The sequence below is a fragment of the Pandoraea morbifera genome, from assembly GCF_902459575.1.
Taxonomy (GTDB): domain Bacteria; phylum Pseudomonadota; class Gammaproteobacteria; order Burkholderiales; family Burkholderiaceae; genus Pandoraea; species Pandoraea morbifera.
On the sequence record NZ_CABPSD010000010.1, the window covers coordinates 18,541 to 40,547 of the forward strand.

The window sequence follows — 22,007 nt, forward strand, 5'->3', positions numbered from 1 at the left end:
GGAGATTTGCTTTGAAACTGCTGCGTTACGGCCCGAAGGGCCAGGAAAAGCCGGGCCTGCTCGACGCCGACGGCCAGGTGCGTGATCTGTCCAATGTGCTCGCCGACATCACGCCGGAGACGCTCAGTCCGCAAGGACTGGCGGCGTTGCGCGCGCTCGACGTCGCGACGTTGCCTGTCGTGCGTTCGCCGGGTCGGTTGGGCGTGCCGTATTCGGGGGTCGGCAAGTTTCTTGCCGTCGGCCTCAACTACAGCGATCACGCAGCGGAGGCGGGGCTGGCCGCACCGTCCGAGCCGGTGCTCTTCACGAAGTGGGAGAACTGTCTGAACGGTCCTAACGACCCCGTGGTGCTCCCCAAAGGCGCCGTGAAGGGGGATTGGGAAGTGGAGCTCGGCTTTGTGATCGGCAGCACGGCGCGTTACGTGCCGCTGGAGAGCGCGCTCGATTATGTGGCGGGCTACTGCATCGTGAACGACGTGTCCGAGCGCGAGTACCAGATCGAGCGCGGCGGCACCTGGGACAAGGGCAAGGGCTTCGACACGTTCGGGCCGGTCGGGCCGTGGCTCGTCACGACCGACGAGATTCGCGATCCGCAGCGACTTGGCATGTGGCTGGACGTGAATGGCGTGCGCCGGCAAACCGGCAATACGTCGACGATGATCTTCAACGTGGCCTATCTCGTGCACTACATGAGCCAGTTCGCCACGCTCAGGCCGGGCGACCTGGTGACGACGGGAACACCGCCCGGGGTCGGCATGGGGCACAAGCCGCCCCTGTACCTCAAGCCGGGCGACGTCATGCGTCTGGGCATCGACGGATTGGGCGAGCAGACGCAGGAAGTCGTTGCGTACGACACGCACTGGCTCGATTGAACGCGTGCCCGATTCTCGTCATCTGCATCGTGTACGGTGAAGGACGTTGCGCGGCGCGGCGCGCCGCGATTGTCCTCACCTTGAGACCGGAACGTCGCGGGAGCGATTCATCATGGAAGATCTGAAAGGCAAGTTTGTCCTCATCACCGGCGCGAGCACCGGCATTGGCGCCTCGGCGGCCAGGGCGTTCGCGGCGCATGGCGCGAACGTGGCCGTGCACTACAACCGTTCGGCGGACAAGGCCGAAGCGGTGGCGCAGGCGGTTCGCGCGCATGGCGTGCAGGCCATGACGGTGGCCGCGGACGTCGCCGACAGCGACGCGGTGGACGCGGCCGTTGCGCGCGTGCTCGACACGTTCGGGCGCATCGACGTCCTTATCAATAATGCGGGCAGTCTGGTCCGGCGAACGCCGTTCACCGAGGTGTCAGACGCGTACTTCGACGAGGTGATCAACGTCAACGCGCGCTCTGTCGTGGCGTTCTCGCGCGCCGTCGTGCCCGCCATGCGCAGGCAGGGCGGCGGTGCGATCGTCAATGTGACGTCGATTGCGGCGCGCCACGGCGGTGGGCCCGGCGCGCTGATCTACGCGGCGTCCAAGGGCTTCGTGAGCACGCTCACGCGCGGCATGGCCAAGGAGCTCATGCCTGATCGCATCCGTGTGAACGCCGTGTCGCCCGGCGTCATCATGACGCCGTTCCACGAGCAGTTCAGCACCGAAGCGCAGATCGAGGCCTTCCGCCAGAGCATTCCGATGGGGCGTCTGGGCGAGCCGGACGAATGTGCCGGCGCGTTTCTGTACCTCGCTTCGGAGACGCTGGCCAGCTATGTGACGGGGCAGATCATCGAGGTCAACGGCGGGCAGTTGATGGTGTAGGCACCAGGGCGACGTCCCCTGTTTGCGAGCGTGCCCCGGGGAGGCGGTGTGGCGAGGGCCGGAGCGTCGGAGCGTCGGAGAGCACCGGATTGCCGGTCTGTGCCGAATGGGCGGGGCGGTCACGGGCTGCGGCGGCCTCTGCCGGCCCGTGCGGCTTGGGCATTGTCTGGCGCGGGCCGCGGAAGATTCCGTACCGATATAGCCTCGTGACGCAAAATCGCGCCAAGCACGGAATGTCGATTCGCTTCGCCGGCGATTGCTGGCAAACTGGCTCCATTCGTCTGCATCGTTTCGCGGCGCAGTCGCGCGAACGCAACTATCGAGGGGCAAGGAACGCATGGAACGCTGTCCGTGGAGCGAGGGCTTCGAGCAATATCGCCGATATCACGACGAGGAGTGGGGGGTGCCGCTGCGCGATTCGCAGGCGCTGTTCGAGCTGCTGATGCTCGAGGGCGCCCAGGCGGGGTTGTCGTGGTCCACCATCCTGAAAAAGCGCGAAAACTATCGCGAGGCCTTCGACGGCTTCGATCCGATGCGTATCGCGGCTTATGGCCCGGACGACGAAGCGCGTCTGATGGCGAATGCGGGCATCGTGCGCAACCGTCTCAAGGTCGCCGGCGTCATCAAGGGGGCTCGGGCGTACCTGGCGATGGAGGCGGCGGGCACACGTTTCAGCGATTTCGTCTGGCAATTCGTCGGGGGGGAGCCGCTGCAAAATCGCTGGACGTCGCTCGACGAGGTGCCTGCCAGCACCGCTGTCTCCGACGCGATGAGCAGGGCACTGAAGAAGGCCGGATTCACGTTCGTGGGCTCGACCATCTGCTATTCGTTCATGCAGGCGAGCGGCATGGTGAACGACCATCTGGTCGCATGTCCGCGGCACAAGGCCGTCAAATCGCATCCGGGCGCAACGAGCTTGTTGAGTGTGTCGCCGCCCCGGAAACGCCGGGCGGGGGCGTCGTCGGCTACAATCGCGCCTGACGAATCAGGATCTGCCTAATGTTCAGCTACCGCCACGCCTTTCACGCCGGCAATCACGCCGACGTACTCAAACACTTCATCGCCGTCGAATGCATCGATTACATGCGCCAGAAGGACACGGCGTTCTGGTACATCGACACGCATGCGGGGGCGGGCGGCTACGCGCTCGACGGCAAATGGGCCGACAAGACGGGGGAGTACGAGACCGGCATTGGCCGCCTGTGGGGACGTGACGACTTGCCGCCTGCGCTCGCCGACTACGTTGCATTGGTGCGCGAATTCAATCCGGATGGCCATCTGCGTTATTACCCCGGATCGCCGTACTTCGCGCTGCAACTGCTCGGTGATCGGGACCGTCTGCGACTGTTCGAGATGCACCCGACCGAGCAGGACGTGCTGCGGGAGAACTTCGAAGCCCAGGGAAGGGCGGTGGCGCGCCGCACGATGATTTTCGGCGCGGACGGCTTCGCGGGCCTGAAGACGATCTTGCCGCCAGCGTCGCGACGTGCCTTCACGCTCATCGATCCGTCTTACGAGGACAAGCGGGATTACGCGCGTGCGACGCAGACCGTGCAGGAAGGCCTCGATCGTTTTCCGACGGGCATGTACGCCGTGTGGTATCCGCTGGTACAGCGCCGCGAGGCCTCTCAGTTGCCGGAGCGCATGAAGCGTCTCACGATCAACGGGCAGCCGATCAAAAACTGGGTGCATGTGGCGCTCACCGTATGTCATCCGGTTCCGGGCGGCCTCGGCCTGCACGGCAGCGGCATGTTCGTCGTGAATCCGCCGTACATGCTGCAAGATACCCTCAAGACCACGATGCCTTACCTGGTCAAGACACTGGGCCAGGACAAGGGCGCGCAATTCCTGCTCGAAGGTCGGCAGAGCTGACGCCGGCGGTTCGTTCTGTCGGCGCTTACTTTCCCGAGGCGGGAATGTCGTAGGGCAGGCAGAGCAATTCTTCCGGCGACAGGTAGCGCCATTCGCCCAGCCCGAGCGTGCCCATTGGCAGGCCGCCGATCGCCGTTCTGACCAGACCCTCCACGCGGTTGCCTGCCGCGGCGACCATCCGCTTGACTTGGTGATATTTGCCTTGCGTGATCGTCAGGGCGATCTCATGCGACGAAGGACTCATGACGTCCGTGGCCGCGAGCGGTTCCGTCTCGTCGCGCAACATTACGCCTTCGCGCAACGCCTTGAGCATGTCTTCCGTGACCGGATGCTTCGTGGTGGCCACGTACCGCTTGGGCACGTGCCGCCGCGGCGACATCATCGCATGCAGGAACGGACCGTCGTCGGACAGCAGCAGCATGCCGGTGGTGTCCTGATCGAGACGTCCGGCCGGTTGCACACCGCGTACGGCGAGCGGTAGTGGCAGGAGCGAATGCACGCCCTCATGATGCGTGGGGCTCGTGGAGCACTCGTAGCCGGCGGGCTTGTTCAGCAGCACGTAGACGTGTTCGCGGTACTCCCACGGTTCGCCATCCAGCGTGAACCGAAGCCCCGTCGGGTCGACGGACTCGCGCGGGTTGTCATGCACCACGCCGTCAATGGCGAATGCGCCGGTTGCGATGAGCTTGCGGCACATCTTGCGACTGCCGAAACCCTGCGATTGCAATAAGCGATCTAGCTCGATGATGCGTTCTCCGTCAGCCATCGTGAATTCAGGCCGCTATTGTAACGGCCCTGACGGCGTGCGCTGATGGAGGGGCGGTGTATGTGGGGCGTCTCGCCAAAACGGGACGTTGATGCCTAACGTCGGAATGCTGTGCGCTGCGCCGGAAATGAAAAAAGCCGATGATCTTTCGATCATCGGCTTTTCGTATTTTGTTGGTGCCCAGAAGAGGACTCGAACCTCCACGGTGTTACCCGCTAGTACCTGAAACTAGTGCGTCTACCAATTCCGCCATCTGGGCCCCGTCAGCTCGCTTACTGCCTGCTTGCTGCGAAGAAGTGAGATTATGCCGAGGACCTCACATGCTGTCAACAGCGAAATCGCGAAAATGTTCAAAAATGAACTGCGCTGCCGCCTGGGCCGCTTCCGCCGCGTGGTGGCCCGGATCTCACGCGGCCCGACCCATGTGCTCCGCGCGAATCATGTCGATCAGATGACGCAATCCCGGTAACGTCTGCCGACGACTCGGGTAATACATCGACAACGGTGGTCCGTCCACTGCCCAATCCGTCAGCACCGCTTCGAGCTTCCCGCTCGCCAGCTCCGTCGATACGTTGCGCTCGAGCACGTACCCCAGCCCCAGTCCGCCCACTGCCGCCGCAATCACGCCGTCGCTCTCGTTGATGCTCAACGCGCCTGGCACGTCCAGTTCGATCGCCGTCGGGCCGTTGCCCAGTTCCCATTTGTACAGCGTGTTGTCTCCCAGTCGCATCCGGATGCAGTTGTGGGACATCAGGTCCTGCGGCACCTTCGGGCGGCCGTACTTCGCCAGATACGCAGGCGACCCCACGACGATCCACTTCAGGGTGGGGGTGAGCGGCGTCGCAATCATGTCCCCGGGTACGGTGTCGCCATACCGCATGCCGGCATCGAACCCTTCTGCCACGATATCGAGCATCCGGTCATCCACGGTGACATCGAGTTCGATGTCCGGATACGACGCGACGAAACGCGGAAGAATCGGGTCGAGCAACAAACGCGCCGCATCGCGCGGCACGTTCAGGCGCAGTCGTCCCGCCGGCGACGCACGGTAACGGTCGAGCGCGCCGATCGCCGACGCAATCTGGTCCAGCCCCTGTTCGAGTTCCTTGGCCAGTGCCGCGCCCGCCGCCGTCGGCGACACCGAGCGGCTCGTCCGATTCAGTAGCTTCACCCCCAGGCGCGCTTCCAGATTGCGCATCGCGTGGCTCAAGGCCGAAGTGGTCACACCCAACTCCGTGGCGGCCTCCCGGAAACTCTGTCGACGGCAGATGGTGACGAAAACGTTCAGATCGGCAAGCTCGCCGCGAGTGAAAGCAGGCATGTATTTCCCAACAAGTGGCTGGCAACGAAAACAACTGACGTGCGACACACGCCCAACGAGTGGAATACCCGTTGAGCAATATTCATTTTTTTATGAGGCAAATTCTACCGAGTTCTTTTTCGAGTGCGCAGGTGTGAGCGCTTTTCGTGACGCAAACGCGACAATGCGGGGCAGGGGGGGTAAGGCGTGAATCGCATTTGACGCCCCCTCGACATCGTGTTCGGACGATGCTGAGCCCGCCTTGCGGGACACCTCGGCGGAGAGGAGCGTTCCGGGAGGGAATGAAAAAAGCCGATGATCGAGAGATCATCGGCTTTTCGTATTTTTTTGGTGCCCAGAAGAGGACTCGAACCTCCACGGTGTTACCCGCTAGTACCTGAAACTAGTGCGTCTACCAATTCCGCCATCTGGGCCCCGTCAGCTCGCTTACTGTCTGCTCGCTGCGAAGAAGTGAAATTATGCGGATGTGACGCGGGAGTGTCAACACTTTCGAGTAAAAAATTTTCGATTCCCTCGTGCTCCGCCACCTGCGCGCTCAAATTCCGCACAGGTGGCAGTTTTCGCGAGGTTTGCCGTATGATTGTCCCTGACCGTGCGCCGCCGCTATCCGCGCTACCGCACATCGACACGGACCGTAGGGCGCATGTTGCGCCACTCGGCCGGACTCAACCGGCACAGTAACGCTACCGACCTTTGAGCAAATATCCCTATCCGATCCCGAGCCGAGAAGAAATCCTCGGTGTCCTGCGTACCGCCGAATCCGCGATGTCCGCCAACGACATCGCCGAGTCGCTGGCCATCAAGAAGCAGGAACGCGAAGGCTTCTTCAAGCGCCTCGCCGCCATGGAACGCGATGACCAAATTCGACTCGATCGTCGCGGTTACTATCAGCTGACCCATCCTTCGAATTTCATCGCCGGCCGCGTCATCGGGCACCGCGACGGCTACGGATTCGCTGTGCGCGATGACGACGGCGACGACCTCTTCCTTCCCAACGAGGAGATGAAGAAGGTCATGCACAACGACCGCGTGCTCTTGCGCATCGCCGGCTATGATCGCCGGGGTCGCCCGGAAGGTCACATCGTCGAGGTCGTGAGCCGGGCCAATACCCATGTCATTGGCCGACTGCTCAACGAAAACGGTGTGATGGTGGTCGCACCGGAAGACAAGCGCATCAGCCACGACATCCTGATTCCGCCTCGCGCCCAGGGCAAGGCCAAGGTGGGGCAGGTCGTCTCGGTCGAACTCACGGATTACCCCAGCCGATACAGCCAGCCCATCGGCCGGGTGTCGGAAGTCCTCGGCGATATCGATGATCCGGGCATGGAGATCGAGATCGCCGTGCGCAAGTACGGCGTGCCGCATCAATTCTCCGCCGAGGCGCTTGCTGCCGCCGGGGCATTGCCCGATGAAGTCCGCGCGCCGGACTTGCGCCATCGCATCGACCTGCGGGACGTCCCGCTCGTCACGATCGACGGCGAAGACGCGCGCGATTTCGACGACGCCGTTTATTGCGAGCCCGCCAAGGTCGGTCGCGTCAACGGCTACCGCCTGATTGTCGCCATTGCCGACGTCTCGCATTACGTCTCGCCCGGCGGCCCGCTCGATGCCGATGCCCTGACCCGAAGCACGTCGGTCTATTTCCCGCGCCGCGTCATTCCGATGCTGCCGGAGAAGCTCTCGAATGGTCTGTGCTCGCTCAATCCCGACGTCGATCGCTGCGTGCTCGTGTGCGATGCGCTCGTCGCACCGAACGGCGACGTGAAGGCCTATCAGTTCTACCCGGCCGTGATTCATTCGGCCGCGCGCCTGACCTACACGGAAGTCGCGGCGGTGCTCGGCAACACGAAGGGCGCCGAGGCCCAGCGTCGCGCCGCACTCCTGCCGCATCTCCAGAACCTCTACGAGCTCTACAAGGTGCTGGCCAAAGCCCGGAAGTCGCGCGGCGCCATCGAGTTCGACTCGACCGAGACGTACATCGTTTGCAATGCCCAGGGCAAGATCGAACAGATCCTGCCGCGCACGCGCAACGACGCCCACCGGCTCATCGAGGAATGCATGCTCACGGCCAACGTATGTGCGGCCGATTTCCTCAAGCGCCACAAACAGCCGGGGCTGTACCGTATTCACGCTGGCCCCTCGGGCGAGCGCCTTCAGGTACTGCGCACGTTCCTCAAGACGCTAGGGTTGTCGCTCGGCGGTGGCGACGAGCCGGCCACGTCCGACTATTCGGAGCTGATGACGCAGATCGAATCGCGTCCCGACGCGCCGATGCTGCAGACAATGCTCCTGCGCTCGATGCAGCAGGCCGTCTACAGCCCGGACAACATCGGTCACTTCGGTCTCGCCTATCCGGCGTATACGCACTTCACCAGCCCGATTCGCCGCTACCCGGATTTGCTCACGCATCGCGCCATCAAGGCGATTCTGGCGGGCAAGAAGTACGAGCCGCAGATTCCCGAAGGCGTGGAGTTGACGACAGGACTTTCGCCGCACGCGCGCAAGCTCCAGAAAGACGACGACGCCAAGAGCAAGAAGTCGCCCAGCGCGCGCAAGCGTGATGCGATCTGGGACGAACTCGGCCTGCACTGTTCCGCCAACGAACGCCGGGCCGACGAAGCGTCACGCGACGTCGAAGCCTGGCTCAAGTGCTACTTCATGCGCGACAAGCTCGGCGAGGAATATGGCGGCACGATCAGCGCCGTCACGTCGTTCGGCATCTTCGTGCAACTCGACGATCTCTTCATCGAGGGGCTGGTTCACGTCACGGAACTGGGCAGCGACTATTTCCAGTTCGACGAAGTGCGCAATGAACTGCGCGGCGAGCGCACCGGCATCCGTTATCGCCTGACCGATCGCGTACGGGTGCAGGTCAGCCGCGTGGATCTCGATGCGCGCAAGATCGACTTCCGTCTCGTGCGCGAACCGAATGCCCGCACGCTTGCGAAGACGTCGGGGCGCGCGGAGCGTGGCGGCGCGCCGGTACCCGCACCGGCAGCCGGCACGCCCGGGCTGGCCGGGTCGGCGAGTGCGGGGCCGACCATTCGCCAGTTGCCCAAGGGCGGAGCACTGCTCAACGGTGTGCAGCCCGCACCGGCCGGCAAGCACCCCGCCAAGCCGAAGTCCGCGAAGGTGAAGGCCGCGCGCGCCGAGCGTGGCGCAGCCCCGGCCAAGCGCGGCGGCGGTGGTGGTGGCAAGGCGCCTGCGAAGCGTTCGGGAGGGCCGGCGAAGAAGCCGCGCCGCTGACCGGCGGGCCGCGGCGTACCGGCGGCGGCGCAACCGCCGCCGGTACGCCGCGGTGCTTCGGGCGGATTGCAGTAAGATGAGCGCCCTGTGCCGGCAACCACCGGCGCCTGACGCCCGCGATGGATTGCGGCGGCGGTAGCCCATGTGGGCTCCGCCGCCGTCGTGCTTTGTGCAGCGAGGCGAGCGCGTCGCGACCCTTGGGCGCCCGGCACACGCAAATTTTGAGGATGTGAAATGAGTCAATTGAAACTGCTGTTCGGCTTCCATGCGGTGACGGCGCGTCTGCGTCACGATGCGAGCAGCATCGAAGAGATCTACTACGACCCGAGCCGCCGCGATCGCCGCATGACCGACTTCCTGAAGGCCGTGGAGTCGGCCAAGGGCGCGCCTGGCGTGAAGATCAAGGTCATTCAGGCCGACGGCAAGCGTCTGGACGGCATGGCCGGTTCGTCGCGTCACCAGGGTGTGGTGGCGCGCGCCCAGGAAGTGTCGCTCGCGCTCAACCTCGACGAACTGCTTGATGGCATTTCCGGCCCGCCGCTGCTGCTCGTGCTCGACGGCGTGACCGATCCGCACAACCTCGGCGCGTGCCTGCGCGTGGCAGACGGCGCCGGCGCGCATGCGGTCATCGCGCCGAAGGATCGGGCGGTCGGCCTCAATGCGACGGCAGCCAAGGTCGCCAGCGGCGCGGCCGAGACCGTGCCGTACATCATGGTGACGAATCTCTCGCGCACGTTGCGCGAGCTCAAGGATCGTGGCATCTGGGTGGTCGGGACGTCCGACGATGCCCCGGCGGACATTTACGGCACGCAGCTCACCGGGCCCATGGCAATCGTCATGGGGGCGGAAGGCGAGGGCATGCGCCGTCTGGTGCGCGAAACCTGTGACTCGCTGATGAGCATCCCGATGGCCGGCGGCTGCGAAAGCCTGAATGTCTCCGTGGCGAGCGCGGTATGCCTTTACGAGGCCGTGCGTCAACGCGGCGCGGGGGCGCAATCGACGAAGGCTGGCAAATAACCGCTAACGGCGAGATCGCGCGCGAGCAGCGATCTTCGTCGGCCGTCGCAGCCGACGGCCGTGCCCATCGCGGGGCGATCGTGCGTGGCGCGATATTCGGCGGTCGGTGGGTGGCACGACATCGACGAGGTTACACCGCCGGCTCGCACTTCCTTTCCCGATTCGTGGATGCGGCGGCGTCGTGCAGGCGTATCTGGCGACGTTCCTGTTGCAGGGCATTCAGTCGGCGCTCGAGCGTCGCGACATCGCTCCCGCGCCGAGCGTCGGAACGGGCCGTCAACGCTGCCGTGGTCGCCTTGCTCGCGGCGGTCTCGCGCGCGCAATGGGCGCGTGCCGTCAGGGTTGCCTGGGTTGCCTGGGTTGCCTGAGTCGCCATTTCTTTCGCACTTTTCGCGCGTTCCCTTGCCTTTGCCTCGCTGGCCTCGAACGCGGCCAGCGCGATCCGGCGTGCCTCGTCCGCGCGCTGCGCCGCGGCTTTTCGCGCGGGCTCGGCGGCGACGCGTGTGGCCTGGGTCTTCGCCGCCGCGACGCTTGCCGCCGTTGTCGCAGCGCGGCTGGCCTTCGCGGCTTCGGCGCTCGTCGATGCCTGGCTTGCCACGTGCTGAGCGGCATGCCGCGAGGCGGCGGGCGGCGGATCGTCTTCGACGATCTCGCGGTAGCGTGCCTTCGCCAGATCGTATTGCCGATCAAATTCGCGCTGCACGGCCTCGGGCGCGGCGTCGGGATTCTCGTCGAGAAATCGGACATAGGCCTGCGTGGTGTCGTCGATCAGCGTGCGGATTGCCGCGCCACGATGGTCGACGAGGGCGGACCTGAACGCTGGCGCGGCGTCGTCGAGGAGCTCGCGCAGGAGCGTGGACGGCGGGTCCTCGCCGGGCAGAATGTCGCGCCAGGCCCGTTTGACCTCGTCGGCGAGCGACGCGCGGAACCGGCGTTGTTCGTCGACCGTCACGACGGGCATGATTTCGCGCAGCCCGGCGGCCAGACGCTCAGCCTGCAAGCGGTTCAGCGCGGTGTCGCGCAGGAGTTCGACGGCTTGCCGGAATGCCTGCGCCGGGAGCCGCTTGTCCAACGCCAGTGCGGCCGACGCCCCGGACGCCGCCATGCCGAGCCGGAGTCGCAGGCCGACGCCGCGAACGTGCCCCATCATTTCGACGATTTGAGCGTAGGCGGGCCTGAGACCCTGCGCACTCAGTCTGGCGAGCAGGGCATTTCGGCAGTCGATGCCGCGAAGGTGCACGGTGTCGAGCAATTCGACGTAAAAGTTGCGGCACAGTCCGTCGGGCTTGGTGAGCAACAATCGTATCAATGCGTCGCGCGGCTGGCCGGCGTCGAGCAATGCCTGCGTCAATCCCGCCCAACGTCGTCCTAGCGCAAATCCCTGGCCTACGCGCCGCCCGAGTTGGGACAGGTATCGCAATCCCGTCGGCGAAGCCAACATCTCGACGACCGATTGTGCCCGGAGCGCCCCGGTAGTGAGCAGGGCGCTCAGCACCTGCAGATAATGCGCATTGCACTGAATCTTGAGGGCTTCGCGCGCCTCGCTGTCCGTGTGCGATGCGAACAGCATGTGCGTGAGCATTTGCACGAGCGCGGGCTCGATGAGTTTGCGCGCGAGAGGCGTCATTGCCGGGATTTCGCCAAGTGCCCAATGCCATTGCAACTGCCGGGCCGTCACCGCCAGCGTCTGCATGGCGCGCACGATCCCTTCGGTGGCATTGGCGCGGTGCACGCCGTACGGCTGGTGATAGACGAACGTGATGGGGCATCCCGTGAGCGTCTGAAGAATGGACAGCGAGCTGGCACAGGAGTCGCAGGTATCGAGAAGGCTGTTGACGTGGATGTCGGTCACCATGGGCACCCGGCGCATGTCGTGTTCGACGACGGCCGCGACGAGCTGCTCGGCATCCGTGGTGCGCACGTGCCGGTGCAGTGGCGACGACGCGAGCTCCGGCAGGTCGACATGCGTCGCGCCGGCAGTGAGCCGGTCGCGCGTGACGCCGAGGCGCTCGAGGCGGCGCTTCGCGCAGACGAACCGCACATTGCCCAGGGTGATCTCGTCGTCGTCGCCCATGAGGTCGTGAATGGCGAGTTTCATATCCTGCACGCGCCGGCCGCCGGACAACGAAAAGTACACCGTTTGCATGCACCGATGGTGGCCCAATCGCGCAAATGCCAGGTTCGACATCAACAGGTGCTTGCGCAAGTCCCTTATGCCGCTGGGCAGTTCGAGGTTCCAGCGATCGCCGATGCGAAACACGTGCGTGTTGCCGAGCAAGGTCTGGTAAATGCGCAGATCGAACTCATGCTCGACCGGATCGAACGCGCGGCGCTTGAAAAGGCTGGATCGGCAGGTGTCGATGTAGTCACGCTGGGCATGTCGCGAAGACACGATGTCGAATGGGTCGACATCGCGCATCGTTGCTGCGCGCGACGCCGGATCCGCACGCAGGCATCGATCGAGAATCTGCCGGTGATGGGTCGCGTTGCGATAGCTGTCGGCCGTGCCAATCGGGTAGGGGAAGGTGCCCGAACGGCGCCAGTGTTGCCAGTACAGGTCGATGCATCGATTGTCTTGCGCGATGGCCGGATCCAGACGGCGCAGGGCGATCGCGCCGGCCGTGCTGGGCAACGTGCTCGCAACATAGAACACGTCGTTGTCGGCCTCGACCACGATGTGCGGAGAGGTGCCGCCCGGTGCGGCTGTCGAGTGTGTTCCGATACGCACGCCTTGAACGATCTTCGCAAACGGCACGTTCGCGACGAGTCCCCTGAGTTCCATTTCCACGGTGGCGGCGTTGTCTGCGTTGTGGGTGCTGTCAGTGCTGTCCGCCGTGTCGCTTGCGTCGACATCGGGACCGGGGGATGGCGTGCGAGAGGCGTTTCGCGGAATGCCGACAATGAGGGGTTCGTAGCGAGGCGCGTCGGGAAGGCCAAGTGTTGCCAGCCATCTCGACGGGACGGGGCAGATGTTGTGGCCGGGCACGGAGATGCTCACGTATCGGCCTTGGTGGACGAACATGCCGAAGTCCTTATCGGGATGCGGTGCCGGATGCGTTGGCGGTGGCAGGATCGAGGGGCGATCGTTCGTGCCGCGTGCCGCACGGACCTGCGCGGGCAAGATTCGCATGCGGACATCACCGGTTCGCGACTGCGCCCGTGCATCCGGTGTTCGTTCCTGAGGGAAGGCGCAAGTGCCGACGGCGTCGCGAGCGGCGCATGTCGGCATCGTGTCGTGCCGGGGTGCCGCCGTGCCGAGGGCTACGAGATCGCTGAGCCGTGGACGCAATTCGCGCGCGCCGATCGATGGCCAATCCTGGTCCCGATCCGTGTCAAGCCGCTCGGGCGATGCACGCGCCGCGCTGAATCCGCTCGCGAAGCGGCGACGCGCCGCCGGTCGGTCCCGAGGCATGACCGACCGATCGGTCGCCGCATCGGGGATGGGGGGAGGCCTGTGGGCAGTGGATATCGCCTGCATGCTCGATACGGGTCATGGGGTGAGGCCGGAGCGGGCGGAGGGCGACACCCGCATTCCAAGAGGGCGAAATGATGGCACCGCGCGTGGTGCCGGACACGTTCGGCGAACCGCCATGCCGAGGGCGTCACATTGTCGCCAGGCGGCCGTCGGCGGTTGCGCAGTCGTGTCCGAAATTGCGAACTACGTTCCGTACGACGTGCCGACATGGCCCGATTCCTCGAATTGCCGCCCGGCGATGCGTCCGGTTGTCGCACGTTCTTGCCGCCGTGACGGTCCTGGCGATTCGGACGGTGGCGTGGGAAACGCGTTGGGTAGCAAGTCATTGCAGGCGGGCGGCGCAAATTCGAGCGGATAGAGCCATGCCGCCTGTTCGTCACGGGCTCGCCTTTCGCGTTCTGCCCGGTCGAAGGCTTCGCTGCGGGCTTTCTCCAGCGCATGTTGGGCGGCCTGCTTGCTCGCTTCGAGACTGGCCGCAAGGCTCGCTTGTCGCGCTTGTTCCAGAGCGACGCGTTTCGCCTCGCGCTGCGATGCCTCGCGAGCCTCGTGCGCCGCGCTCGCCATGGCCGACTCGCGCGCGGTCGATGCGGCGCGAGCGTCGGCGGCCAGTTGCGCCGTTCGTGCCGCGGCATTCGCCTGCTGCCGCGCCAACGCGCGACTCCGCGCTGCCGTCACCTTCGCGGCCTGCGCCTGGGCCGACGCCCTGGCGTGCTCGCCCCCCGGGATGTCCGCGTCCCGAGGCGAGTCACCCGAACCCAGCACGGCGTCGCGATAGGCCGCCCGGCCCGATCGAAACCGTGCGTCGAACTCGTCCTGCAATGCCGCCGGGCTCGCGGTAGGGTGATCGCGCTGGAACGCGGCGTAGGCTTGTACCTCGTCAACGATGACGGCGTCGACAAGACTGCGGCGGGCGCTGCCAAGTGCGCGACGATAGTCGGGACTGGTATCGGACATGATGCGCCGTGCAATGTCGGATGGGGGGGCGGTCCCCGGCAGCGTCTGCTTCCACGCCTGCGAGACCGCGTCGTGGATCATCTCGCGAAATTCGTACTGCTCGGCGATCGTGACGGTCGGCATGACTTCGCGCAGTTTCGTGGCCAGGCGCTCGCCCTCGGACTCGACGATGGTGCGTTCGGAGAGCAGGGTTCGCACGGTGTCGAGCGCGTCCTTCAGGGGAACATAGTGGAATGTCAGCGGTGCCTCGGCGGACCGCGTGCGCAGTGCCAGCCGAATCGACAGCGTGACGGCTCGGCGAAGGCTGACATACGCCGGGAGTTCCGCTGGCGTGGGGATCAGATTCGCGGACTTCAGCCATGCGACGAGAGCATTGCGCGCGTCACCGGCCACGTGCGGCGCGCGCAGCAGTTCGACGTAGAAGCATCGGTGCAGCCCTTCGGGCTTGCTCAGCAATACGCGCAGCAGCGTGGCGCGGGGCGATCCGGCTTCGCGCAATTCGCCGAGCAGGCTGGCCCAGGCGCTCGCCAATTCGGAGTGCATCGCAACGCGTCGGCCCAGCAGCGCCACGTACGCCCGGCCTTGCGGCGACAAAAGCATGGCGGTCACGTCGTGCGGTGCCAATGCGGCGTTGCGGGTGAGCGATGCCAGCATTCGCAGATACTGGGCGTTGCTCCTGTGCGCGAGCCTGGCGGCATCGCTGAATTCGGTACGATCGACGATTAGCCAGTGCGAGAGCGCCTCGACCATGTCGGGCGTCGGCAGTCGGCGCGACACGGCGGCCAATGCGGGGAAATCGCCGGTCATGAGATGCTCGCGTATGGCATTGGCCGTCGCCGCCAGGCGCTGCATTGCCCGAATCTTGCGGTCCGCGCTGTTGGCCGTCTTCACGCCGTAGTCATGGTGGTAGATGAGGTTGACGGACTGACCCGTGGCCGTCTGCAACATCGAGAGCGTGCTCGCGCACGCGTCGCAGGTGTCGAGCAGACTGTTGACGTGAATGCGGTGCGTGACGGGATCGTCGCGCGTATCGTGAAGGAGCACCGACGCGATAATCTGCTCGGCATCGTTGACGCGGTCGATGAACGTCTTGCAGCTCGGGTCGAGCGACGGAAGGTTGACCTGGATATCCTCGCCCACCCGGGCTCCCGGGTCGGCGCGTAACCGGGCGCGCCTGCGTCTGGCGTCGACGAACCTGACGCGTCCGATGCGCACTTCGTCGTTCTCGCCCATCGCGTCGTGAATGCGCAACTGCAACGTGTCCTTGTGGTTGCCGCCGGACAATGCGAAGTAGACCGCGCTTCCGCCCTTGGCCGTGTCCACGCCCGCGAAGGCCAGATTGCCGTCGCGCAGATGGGTACGCAGATCCGCAATGCCGGCGGCGGTGCCGATATTCCACTGGCCGTCCGCTTGGAAGACCAGCTCCGGTCCCAGAATCGCGCGGTAGACTGAAATATCGAACTCGTGTTTGCCGGCGTCAAACCGCTCGCGGCGGCGCAGGCTCGCCTTGATGTCGTCGACGAAGCGCCGCTGCGCGGGGGCGGACGTAAAGACTTCGTAAGCCGCGTCGCGCGCGTCTTGCGGCGGAGTGGCGTTGGCGTTCCATGGCGCGGTCGGCTGCGCGATGCGCTGTTCGATATGGCGAACGATATTGCGGAAGCTGCCGTCGTTCCCGAGCGACGAGGGCGTGGCCTTGAGCTGTTGCCGGCATTCATGGAAGGCGTCGATGAACTGCTGGTCGTCCGGGACTTCCGGGTCGAGTTCGCGAAAGGCGCCAGTGCCGCAGCGTTGGTGCGCCGACGCGCAGGCATACAACCGGCCGGAATCGGCCTGGACCACGACCGTTGCCTGACGATCGGCAAATTGCAGGCCATGGACCTCGCGCTCGTACGGGACCTCCTGGACGAGGTCGAACAGCGTCACCGGAACGAGGCGGCTGCCGTCCTTGGCGAGCGGCAGGGGCGTGGGACTGACGGTGTCGATGGTGCCGTGAATCGTCCCGCTCAGCGCGGGCGCCGGCGGCAAACCGAGTCGTTCCGCCTCCTTTCGGGACAGCGGCGACACTTGCTTTCCGGTTGCATTCGCCTTGAGGTATCTGCCGTCCTGCACGAAGACATAGAAGGGGGGCGCAGTCGATCTCGCACCCGCCGCATCGTCCTTGTCCCCGTGCGCGGACGCCAAGGTCCTTGCGAACGCTGGACGAACGGTGACGCGCGACAATGAGGCCGCCGAGGATTCGGTGCCCGTCGGGGCGTCGAAGCCAAGACGCCGGATGGCCGGGGACGAGCCCACCGGCGGTGTCCCCGCGGCCGAGACGACGAAGTCGGACGGCTTTCGCGGCGATACGAACGCGACGAGCGAGGGCGCGCCACAGGGCGTGGATCGCGACGTACCGACGGTAGCCAGGTCGTCGTCGAAAGCCGGATGCGGGACGTTTGAGCGGGTCTGCGGCGGCGTCGGCATCTGCGCGGACGCCGGCGGTGTGGGCGATTGCCCGTGACGGCTTGCTGAAATCAAGGGGCGAAGCGCGAACAGACGTCACGCCGCCGGGTAACCGACTCGGCGGGCCCTCGGCCTGTCATGCGGCAAGAAGTGATTGACGCTTCCAGTGTCGCCGGTGCAACGTCGAGTCACTTCTATTATTCGCCCGCTCCCGACGCTTCAGGCAAGTCTGGCGCCGCCTGCGCGATCGACGGCGCTCGCACGAGACGCGCCGTGGTGTCGCAACGCCGGACCGGCTTCAGCGAGCGGCGTCGATCAGGCCTTCGAGCTTGACGGCGTCGGCGGCGAACGCACGAATGCCCTCGGCGAGCTTCTCCGTGGCCATGGCGTCGTCGTTCAGGGCGAAGCGGAACGACGGCTCGTCGGTTCTCACGCGATCGACGGCGGCCGAGCGCGCTTCCTTCGGATCGAGCGCTCGGGGCACTTCCCCTTCGGTCGTGCGCAGTTGTTCGAGCAGCGCGGGGCTGATGGTGAGCAGGTCGCACCCGGCAAGTGCAAGGATCTGGCCGGTCGAGCGGAAGCTTGCGCCCATGACTTCGGTGTCGTACCCGAAGTGTTTGTAGTAGCGATAGATCGACGCGACCGAGCGCACGCCGGGGTCGTTCACCCCCGCATTGGCCGCTTCGTCCCAGTTGGCGCCCGCCGACTTCTTGTACCAGTCGTAGATGCGGCCCACGAACGGCGAGATCAGCCGGGCGCCAGCCTCGGCGCAGGCGGCGGCCTGCACCAGCGAAAACAACAGCGTCATGTTGCAGCGGATCCCGTCGCGCTCCAGGATTTCTGCCGCGCGAATCCCTTCCCATGTCGACGCGATCTTGATGAGCACGCGATCGCGCTCGATGCCTTCGGCTTGGTACATCGCGATGAGCTTGCGCGCGCGGGCGACCGTGCCGGCCGTGTCGAACGACAGGCGGGCATCGACTTCCGTCGATACCCGGCCCGGCACGATGTCGAGAATTTCACGCCCGAAGGCGATCAGCAGGCGGTCGATGATCTCGTCCGTCGATTCGGCACGGTGCTCGGCGACGACGCGCGTGAGCATCGGGCGGTAGGCGTCCTTCTGCACCGCGCCGAGGATCAGCGAGGGGTTGGTGGTGGCGTCTTGCGGCTTGTAGGCGTCCATCGCCTGGAAGTCGCCGGTGTCGGCCACGACGATGGTGTGGCGCTTGAGGGTGTCGAGCTGATTCATGAGGACGGCCTTGCGAGAGATGCACTGCGTGACATGAAGTCCGGCGAGAGGCCGGATGGCGTTCGGGCGACGCCCGGATGGCGCCCTCGAGACGTTCAAGGGACGCTCAAAGGACATTCAAAGGACGCAAAAGACGGCGCGTCGGGCCCGACTCCGGTAAACTTCCGACTTTACCAAACTTTGCCGGAATTCCCCATGACCCAGGACGAACTCAAACGCCTGGTCGGCCAGGCCGCTGCCGACTATGTGAACCAGCACGTGCCCGAGGGCAGCGTGATCGGCGTGGGCACCGGGTCCACCGCCAATTGCTTCATCGACGCGCTTGCCGCGCACAAGGGCCGCTATCGCGGCGCCGTGTCGAGCTCCGAGGCCAGCACGGAGCGCCTGCGCAAGCATGGCATTGAAGTGTTCGATCTCAACCAGATCGAAAGCCTGCCCGTCTACGTCGACGGCGCCGACGAGATCAATGCCCTGGGGCACATGATCAAGGGCGGTGGCGGCGCGCTCACGCGCGAGAAGATCGTGGCTTCGGTGGCCAGGCAGTTCGTGTGCGTCGTCGACGCCTCCAAGGAAGTGGCCGTGCTCGGCGTTTTCCCGTTGCCGGTGGAAGTCATTCCGATGGCCCAGGCCAGCGTGGCGCGTGAACTCGTCGCCCTCGGCGGCAAGCCGCAGGCGCGCGTGCGCGCGGACGGCAGTCCGTACGTGACCGACAACGGCTGCACCATTCTCGACGTGCACGGTCTGCAGATTCTCGATCCCGTGGCCTTCGAGACGCAGGTCAATCAGATCGCCGGCGTGGTCACGGTCGGCCTGTTCGCAAAGCGCGGCGCGGACATCACGCTGATGGGCACACCGCAAGGGGTGCGCACCATCGACTACAAAAACTGATACCGGGAGGGCAGGATGGCTGGATCACGTCGTCTTCCCGAAACCTGGTTCCGCCGCGGACTATGGTTGATCGCCGTACTGTTCGCGGTATTTCTGATCGGTCTGGGCGGTCTTGTCGTCGACAAATTGCCGGGCGTCGCGCCAGCGCCCACGCTCGATTCGTTCGTCGATCGCGCACAGGCCGATCGCGCCGATGCGGCGATCAAACAGGCGGAAACCCAGCTTGAAGACGTGCAGAGCCAGCTGGAGACGGCGCGGCTGCAGCTCAAGGCGCGCAGCACGGCCTATCGCAATGCACGCGAATCGTTCAACGACTGGGTGGCCACGCGTACGGCCACGGCCCAGTCCAGTCAGGATGCCGAACTGGTAGCCCGCACGCGGGCGCTCGATTCGCTCAAGGCCGCGCAGCGCGACGCGCAAACGCAGGTCGATGCGCTCGAAGCGAAGCAGCTCGAGGCGCAACGCGGCCTGCAGTCGGCGCGTGCGACGCGCTATGCCCTCAATGCCGACGCGGGTGAGCGCCTCGCGGCGATCCAGCGTTCGCAGGAACTGAAGGTGTTCGGCATCCGGCTGGCGTTGACCTTGCCGTTGCTTGCCGTGGCGGGCTGGCTGTTCGTACGTCAGCGCAAGAGCACGTGGTGGCCGTTCGTCTGGGGCTTCATCTTCTTTGCGCTATTCGCGTTCTTCGTGGAGCTGGTCCCCTATCTGCCGGACTACGGCGGCTACGTGCGCTACCTCGTGGGTATCGTGCTCACGATTCTGGTCGGACGCTACGCCATCGTGTCGCTGCAGCGCTATCTGGCGAAGCAGAAGGCGGAAGAACAATTGCCGGACGAAGAGCGGCGCAAGACGCTGTCTTACGATCTGGCACAGGCACGACTGGCCAAGTCCGTATGTCCGGGGTGCGAGCGGCCGGTGAAGCTTGATGACCCCGACCGGGACTTCTGCGTGCATTGCGGCATTTGCCTGTTCGACCGTTGCGGCGCGTGCCGTACGCGCAAGAACGCGTTCGCCCACTTTTGCCACCATTGCGGTGCCCGATCCGCAGGCATCCAGACCGAGGGCGGTCCTGCCCGGGCCGGCTGACAGGCGGTCGGCTCCGGCGCTTCCATTCAATCGGCTCCAATGCCCGGTGCGCCGCTTCGCGCGGCGCACGTGCAATCTCCTGGCGAGGGCCCGGAGCGGTCCGCGCGACGGAGTCGGGCCGCGGGAGAGGGTGGCTTATTCCGAAGTCGGTGGAACGTAGCCTTGCGCCACATCGGCGCCGTCGCCGAAGAAGTACTTCTCGGTTTGCTTCACGAGGTACTGGCGCGCGCGCGGGTCGGCCATGTTCAGGCGGTTTTCGTTGATGAGCATGGTCTGTTGCTTGAGCCAGCCGGCCCAGGCTTCCTTGGAGACACTTTCCCAGAGGCGTTTGCCGAGTTCACCGGGCATCGGGGGGAAATCGAGACCTTCGGCTTCTTTGCCGAGCTTGATGCATTGAACCATGCGGGCCATGGGAGGACTCCTTCGTAGTCTTTGTTGAGGCTTGAGTGGAAGCCGGGCTTGCCACGTGGGCCGCGTCATGTCGACGGACGGCTCGGGCGAAGCGGCGGCCGATATCCGGAAATGGGGGCAGGGCCGCAATATGCAAGGGCACCGACGGATGCCGATGATTGCGCGCCCGGCCGTCCTGAATTACAGCTTCTTGATGAGCACCAGCGAGCGGCGCTGCCAGTTGTACAGGCGGCGGCGGTCGGCCGGGAGGTCGTCCACACCGGCCTTGACGAAGCCTCGCTTGAGGAACCAGTGCTCCGTGCGGGTCGTGAGCACGAACAGACGTTCCAGTCCGCGTGCACGGGCACGTTGCTCGATGTGCTTGAGCAGGCGTTCGCCGTCGCCCGAGCCCTGCGCTTCCGGATCGACGGTCAGGCAGGCCATCTCGCCGATGCGCTCGCTCGGGTAGGGGTAGAGCGCGGCGCAGCCGAACAGGCGTCCGTCGTGCTCGATGACCGAGAAGTGATCGATGTCGCGTTCGAGCTGATGGCGGCCGCGGCGCACCAGGGTGCCGTCGGCTTCGAGCGGTTCGATCAGTTGCAGGATGCCGCCGACGTCGTCGATCGTGGCTTCGCGCAGGCTTTCCAGATTCTCGTACGAAATCATCGTGCCCACGCCGTCGTGCGAGAACAGCTCGAGCAGCATGCTGCCGTCGAGCGAGAACGGCACGATGTGGGCGCGGCCCACGCCGGCGCGGCACGCGCGCGTGGCGTACTTCAGATAGAACGCCGAATCCCGGTCGAGCGTGCCCTGCGACTGCATGCGCTGGGCGTCCTCGAGCGTGAGCTCGCGCTGCAACTCGTTGTATTCGTTGAGAACGCCGGGCGTCTCGGTAATGAAGATCAGCTTGTCGGCGCGCAACGCAATGGCGGCCGACGACGCCACGTCTTCCATCGTCAGATTGAACGACTGACCCGTGGGCGAAAAGCCCAGCGGCGAGAGCAGCACGATCTTGCCGTTGGCCAGCGAGAGGCGGATCGATTCCGCGTCGACCTTGCGGACCACGCCCGTGTGCTGGAAGTCGACACCGTCGACGATGCCGACCGGGCGGCCCGTGACGAAGTTACCCGAGACCACGCTGATGCGTGCGTTGCCCATCGGCGTATTCGGTAGCCCCTGGCTGATCGACGCTTCGATGTCCAGGCGCAACTCGCCGGCCGCTTCCTTGACCGCTTCGAGCGCGGCGGCATCGGTGATGCGCAACTGCTGCGAAAAGTGCGACTCGATGTGTCGCAGGCGCATCTGCTCCTCGACCTGCGGTCGCGAGCCGTGTACCAGCACGATGTGCATGCCCATGGCGCACAGCAGGGCGACGTCCTGTATCAGGGAGTCCAGTCCGCCCGCCGCGACGAGCTCGCCGCCGAAGGCAACCACGAACGTCTTGTCGCGAAACGCATGGATGTAGGGGGCGACCGATCGCAGCCAGTCCACGAACTGGGCTTGGTGGGCGGTCTCTTCGTCTTGTACGTCGGGGTCGGGTTCGGTCAGCATGGGT

16 protein-coding genes and 2 tRNA genes are annotated in these 22,007 nt (G+C 65.3%); 9 read left to right on the plus strand and 9 right to left on the minus strand.

Going from position 1 to position 22,007, the window contains the following annotated elements:
- The first annotated feature begins 11 nt into the window (after positions 1-11).
- From PMO31116_RS16510 to PMO31116_RS16525, 4 genes are all read left to right on the plus strand, one after another.
- Positions 12-872 carry a fumarylacetoacetate hydrolase family protein gene (locus PMO31116_RS16510; protein ID WP_150567696.1) on the plus strand — a complete coding sequence of 287 codons (861 nt, stop codon included), beginning with the start codon at positions 12-14 and terminating at the stop codon, positions 870-872.
- Positions 873-984: 112 nt separating this feature from the next.
- Positions 985-1,746: an SDR family NAD(P)-dependent oxidoreductase gene (locus tag PMO31116_RS16515; RefSeq protein ID WP_150567697.1), complete on the plus strand. Its 762-nt coding sequence runs from the start codon at positions 985-987 to the stop codon at positions 1,744-1,746.
- A gap of 337 nt (positions 1,747-2,083) precedes the next feature.
- Positions 2,084-2,746 carry a DNA-3-methyladenine glycosylase I gene (locus tag PMO31116_RS16520; RefSeq protein ID WP_150567698.1) on the plus strand — a complete coding sequence of 221 codons (663 nt, stop codon included), beginning with the start codon at positions 2,084-2,086 and terminating at the stop codon, positions 2,744-2,746.
- Entirely contained in the window at positions 2,746-3,618 is an 873-nt protein-coding gene (locus PMO31116_RS16525; RefSeq protein ID WP_150567699.1) for a 23S rRNA (adenine(2030)-N(6))-methyltransferase RlmJ, read from the plus strand. The genes PMO31116_RS16520 and PMO31116_RS16525 overlap by 1 nt, the downstream gene beginning before the upstream one ends.
- Before the next feature lie 25 nt (positions 3,619-3,643).
- Here the strand turns inward: PMO31116_RS16525 and PMO31116_RS16530 are convergent, their stop codons facing one another.
- The 4 genes from PMO31116_RS16530 to PMO31116_RS16545 form a co-directional block, all read right to left on the minus strand.
- Positions 3,644-4,384, minus strand: a complete 741-nt coding sequence (locus PMO31116_RS16530) for a pseudouridine synthase (RefSeq protein ID WP_246185339.1) — start codon at positions 4,382-4,384, stop codon at positions 3,644-3,646.
- 174 nt (positions 4,385-4,558) lie between these two features.
- Positions 4,559-4,643, minus strand: a tRNA-Leu gene (locus PMO31116_RS16535).
- Between the two features lie 147 nt (positions 4,644-4,790).
- Positions 4,791-5,705, minus strand: a complete 915-nt coding sequence (locus PMO31116_RS16540; RefSeq protein WP_150567700.1) for a LysR family transcriptional regulator — start codon at positions 5,703-5,705, stop codon at positions 4,791-4,793.
- Between the two features lie 328 nt (positions 5,706-6,033).
- Positions 6,034-6,118: transfer RNA gene (locus PMO31116_RS16545), tRNA-Leu, on the minus strand.
- 280 nt (positions 6,119-6,398) lie between these two features.
- Between PMO31116_RS16545 and rnr the strand changes: the two genes are divergently transcribed.
- Positions 6,399-8,951 (plus strand): ribonuclease R, encoded by a 2,553-nt coding sequence (gene rnr / locus PMO31116_RS16550; protein WP_150567701.1) that lies wholly within the window; start codon positions 6,399-6,401, stop codon positions 8,949-8,951.
- 234 nt (positions 8,952-9,185) lie between these two features.
- Entirely contained in the window at positions 9,186-9,968 is a 783-nt protein-coding gene (gene rlmB, locus PMO31116_RS16555; RefSeq protein WP_038617238.1) for a 23S rRNA (guanosine(2251)-2'-O)-methyltransferase RlmB, read from the plus strand.
- 130 nt (positions 9,969-10,098) lie between these two features.
- Here rlmB and PMO31116_RS16560 read toward each other — a convergent pair whose 3' ends face one another.
- Positions 10,099-13,098 carry a hypothetical protein gene (locus PMO31116_RS16560; protein ID WP_150567702.1) on the minus strand — a complete coding sequence of 1,000 codons (3,000 nt, stop codon included), beginning with the start codon at positions 13,096-13,098 and terminating at the stop codon, positions 10,099-10,101.
- A gap of 528 nt (positions 13,099-13,626) precedes the next feature.
- Positions 13,627-16,461 carry a hypothetical protein gene (locus PMO31116_RS16565; RefSeq protein WP_150567703.1) on the minus strand — a complete coding sequence of 945 codons (2,835 nt, stop codon included), beginning with the start codon at positions 16,459-16,461 and terminating at the stop codon, positions 13,627-13,629.
- Between the two features lie 142 nt (positions 16,462-16,603).
- Here PMO31116_RS16565 and PMO31116_RS16570 point away from each other — a divergent pair, with 142 nt between their 5' ends.
- On the plus strand, positions 16,604-16,897 hold the full coding sequence (locus PMO31116_RS16570; protein ID WP_150567704.1) for a hypothetical protein: 294 nt from the start codon (positions 16,604-16,606) through the stop codon (positions 16,895-16,897).
- Between the two features lie 240 nt (positions 16,898-17,137).
- On the opposite strand, the gene tal is transcribed toward PMO31116_RS16570, so the two are convergent.
- On the minus strand, positions 17,138-18,088 hold the full coding sequence (gene tal / locus PMO31116_RS16575) for a transaldolase (RefSeq protein ID WP_150567705.1): 951 nt from the start codon (positions 18,086-18,088) through the stop codon (positions 17,138-17,140).
- A gap of 195 nt (positions 18,089-18,283) precedes the next feature.
- Here tal and rpiA point away from each other — a divergent pair, with 195 nt between their 5' ends.
- On the plus strand, positions 18,284-18,976 hold the full coding sequence (gene rpiA / locus PMO31116_RS16580) for a ribose-5-phosphate isomerase RpiA (protein WP_150567706.1): 693 nt from the start codon (positions 18,284-18,286) through the stop codon (positions 18,974-18,976).
- A gap of 15 nt (positions 18,977-18,991) precedes the next feature.
- Entirely contained in the window at positions 18,992-20,062 is a 1,071-nt protein-coding gene (locus PMO31116_RS16585) for a serine endopeptidase (RefSeq protein ID WP_145863558.1), read from the plus strand.
- Positions 20,063-20,197: 135 nt separating this feature from the next.
- Here the strand turns inward: PMO31116_RS16585 and PMO31116_RS16590 are convergent, their stop codons facing one another.
- Both PMO31116_RS16590 and argA read right to left on the minus strand, forming a co-directional pair.
- Positions 20,198-20,473, minus strand: a complete 276-nt coding sequence (locus tag PMO31116_RS16590) for an oxidative damage protection protein (RefSeq protein ID WP_145863559.1) — start codon at positions 20,471-20,473, stop codon at positions 20,198-20,200.
- A gap of 180 nt (positions 20,474-20,653) precedes the next feature.
- Positions 20,654-22,003, minus strand: coding sequence for an amino-acid N-acetyltransferase (argA, locus tag PMO31116_RS16595; protein WP_150567707.1), 1,350 nt, complete (start codon positions 22,001-22,003; stop codon positions 20,654-20,656).
- Positions 22,004-22,007 lie beyond the last annotated feature (4 nt).

Bases quoted from the DNA above. Each gene is read 5' to 3' on its own strand.
- PMO31116_RS16540 (WP_150567700.1), bottom strand. From the start codon at position 5,705: ATGCCTGCTTTCACTCGCGGCGAGCTTGCCGATCTGAACGTTTTCGTC.
- rpiA (WP_150567706.1), top strand. From the start codon at position 18,284: ATGACCCAGGACGAACTCAAACGCCTGGTCGGCCAGGCCGCTGCCGAC.
- PMO31116_RS16525 (WP_150567699.1), top strand. From the start codon at position 2,746: ATGTTCAGCTACCGCCACGCCTTTCACGCCGGCAATCACGCCGACGTA.
- PMO31116_RS16560 (WP_150567702.1), bottom strand. From the start codon at position 13,098: ATGCGAATCTTGCCCGCGCAGGTCCGTGCGGCACGCGGCACGAACGAT.
- argA (WP_150567707.1), bottom strand. From the start codon at position 22,003: ATGCTGACCGAACCCGACCCCGACGTACAAGACGAAGAGACCGCCCAC.
- PMO31116_RS16515 (WP_150567697.1), top strand. From the start codon at position 985: ATGGAAGATCTGAAAGGCAAGTTTGTCCTCATCACCGGCGCGAGCACC.
- PMO31116_RS16520 (WP_150567698.1), top strand. From the start codon at position 2,084: ATGGAACGCTGTCCGTGGAGCGAGGGCTTCGAGCAATATCGCCGATAT.
- tal (WP_150567705.1), bottom strand. From the start codon at position 18,088: ATGAATCAGCTCGACACCCTCAAGCGCCACACCATCGTCGTGGCCGAC.
- PMO31116_RS16530 (WP_246185339.1), bottom strand. From the start codon at position 4,384: ATGGCTGACGGAGAACGCATCATCGAGCTAGATCGCTTATTGCAATCG.
- PMO31116_RS16585 (WP_145863558.1), top strand. From the start codon at position 18,992: ATGGCTGGATCACGTCGTCTTCCCGAAACCTGGTTCCGCCGCGGACTA.
- PMO31116_RS16590 (WP_145863559.1), bottom strand. From the start codon at position 20,473: ATGGCCCGCATGGTTCAATGCATCAAGCTCGGCAAAGAAGCCGAAGGT.
- rlmB (WP_038617238.1), top strand. From the start codon at position 9,186: ATGAGTCAATTGAAACTGCTGTTCGGCTTCCATGCGGTGACGGCGCGT.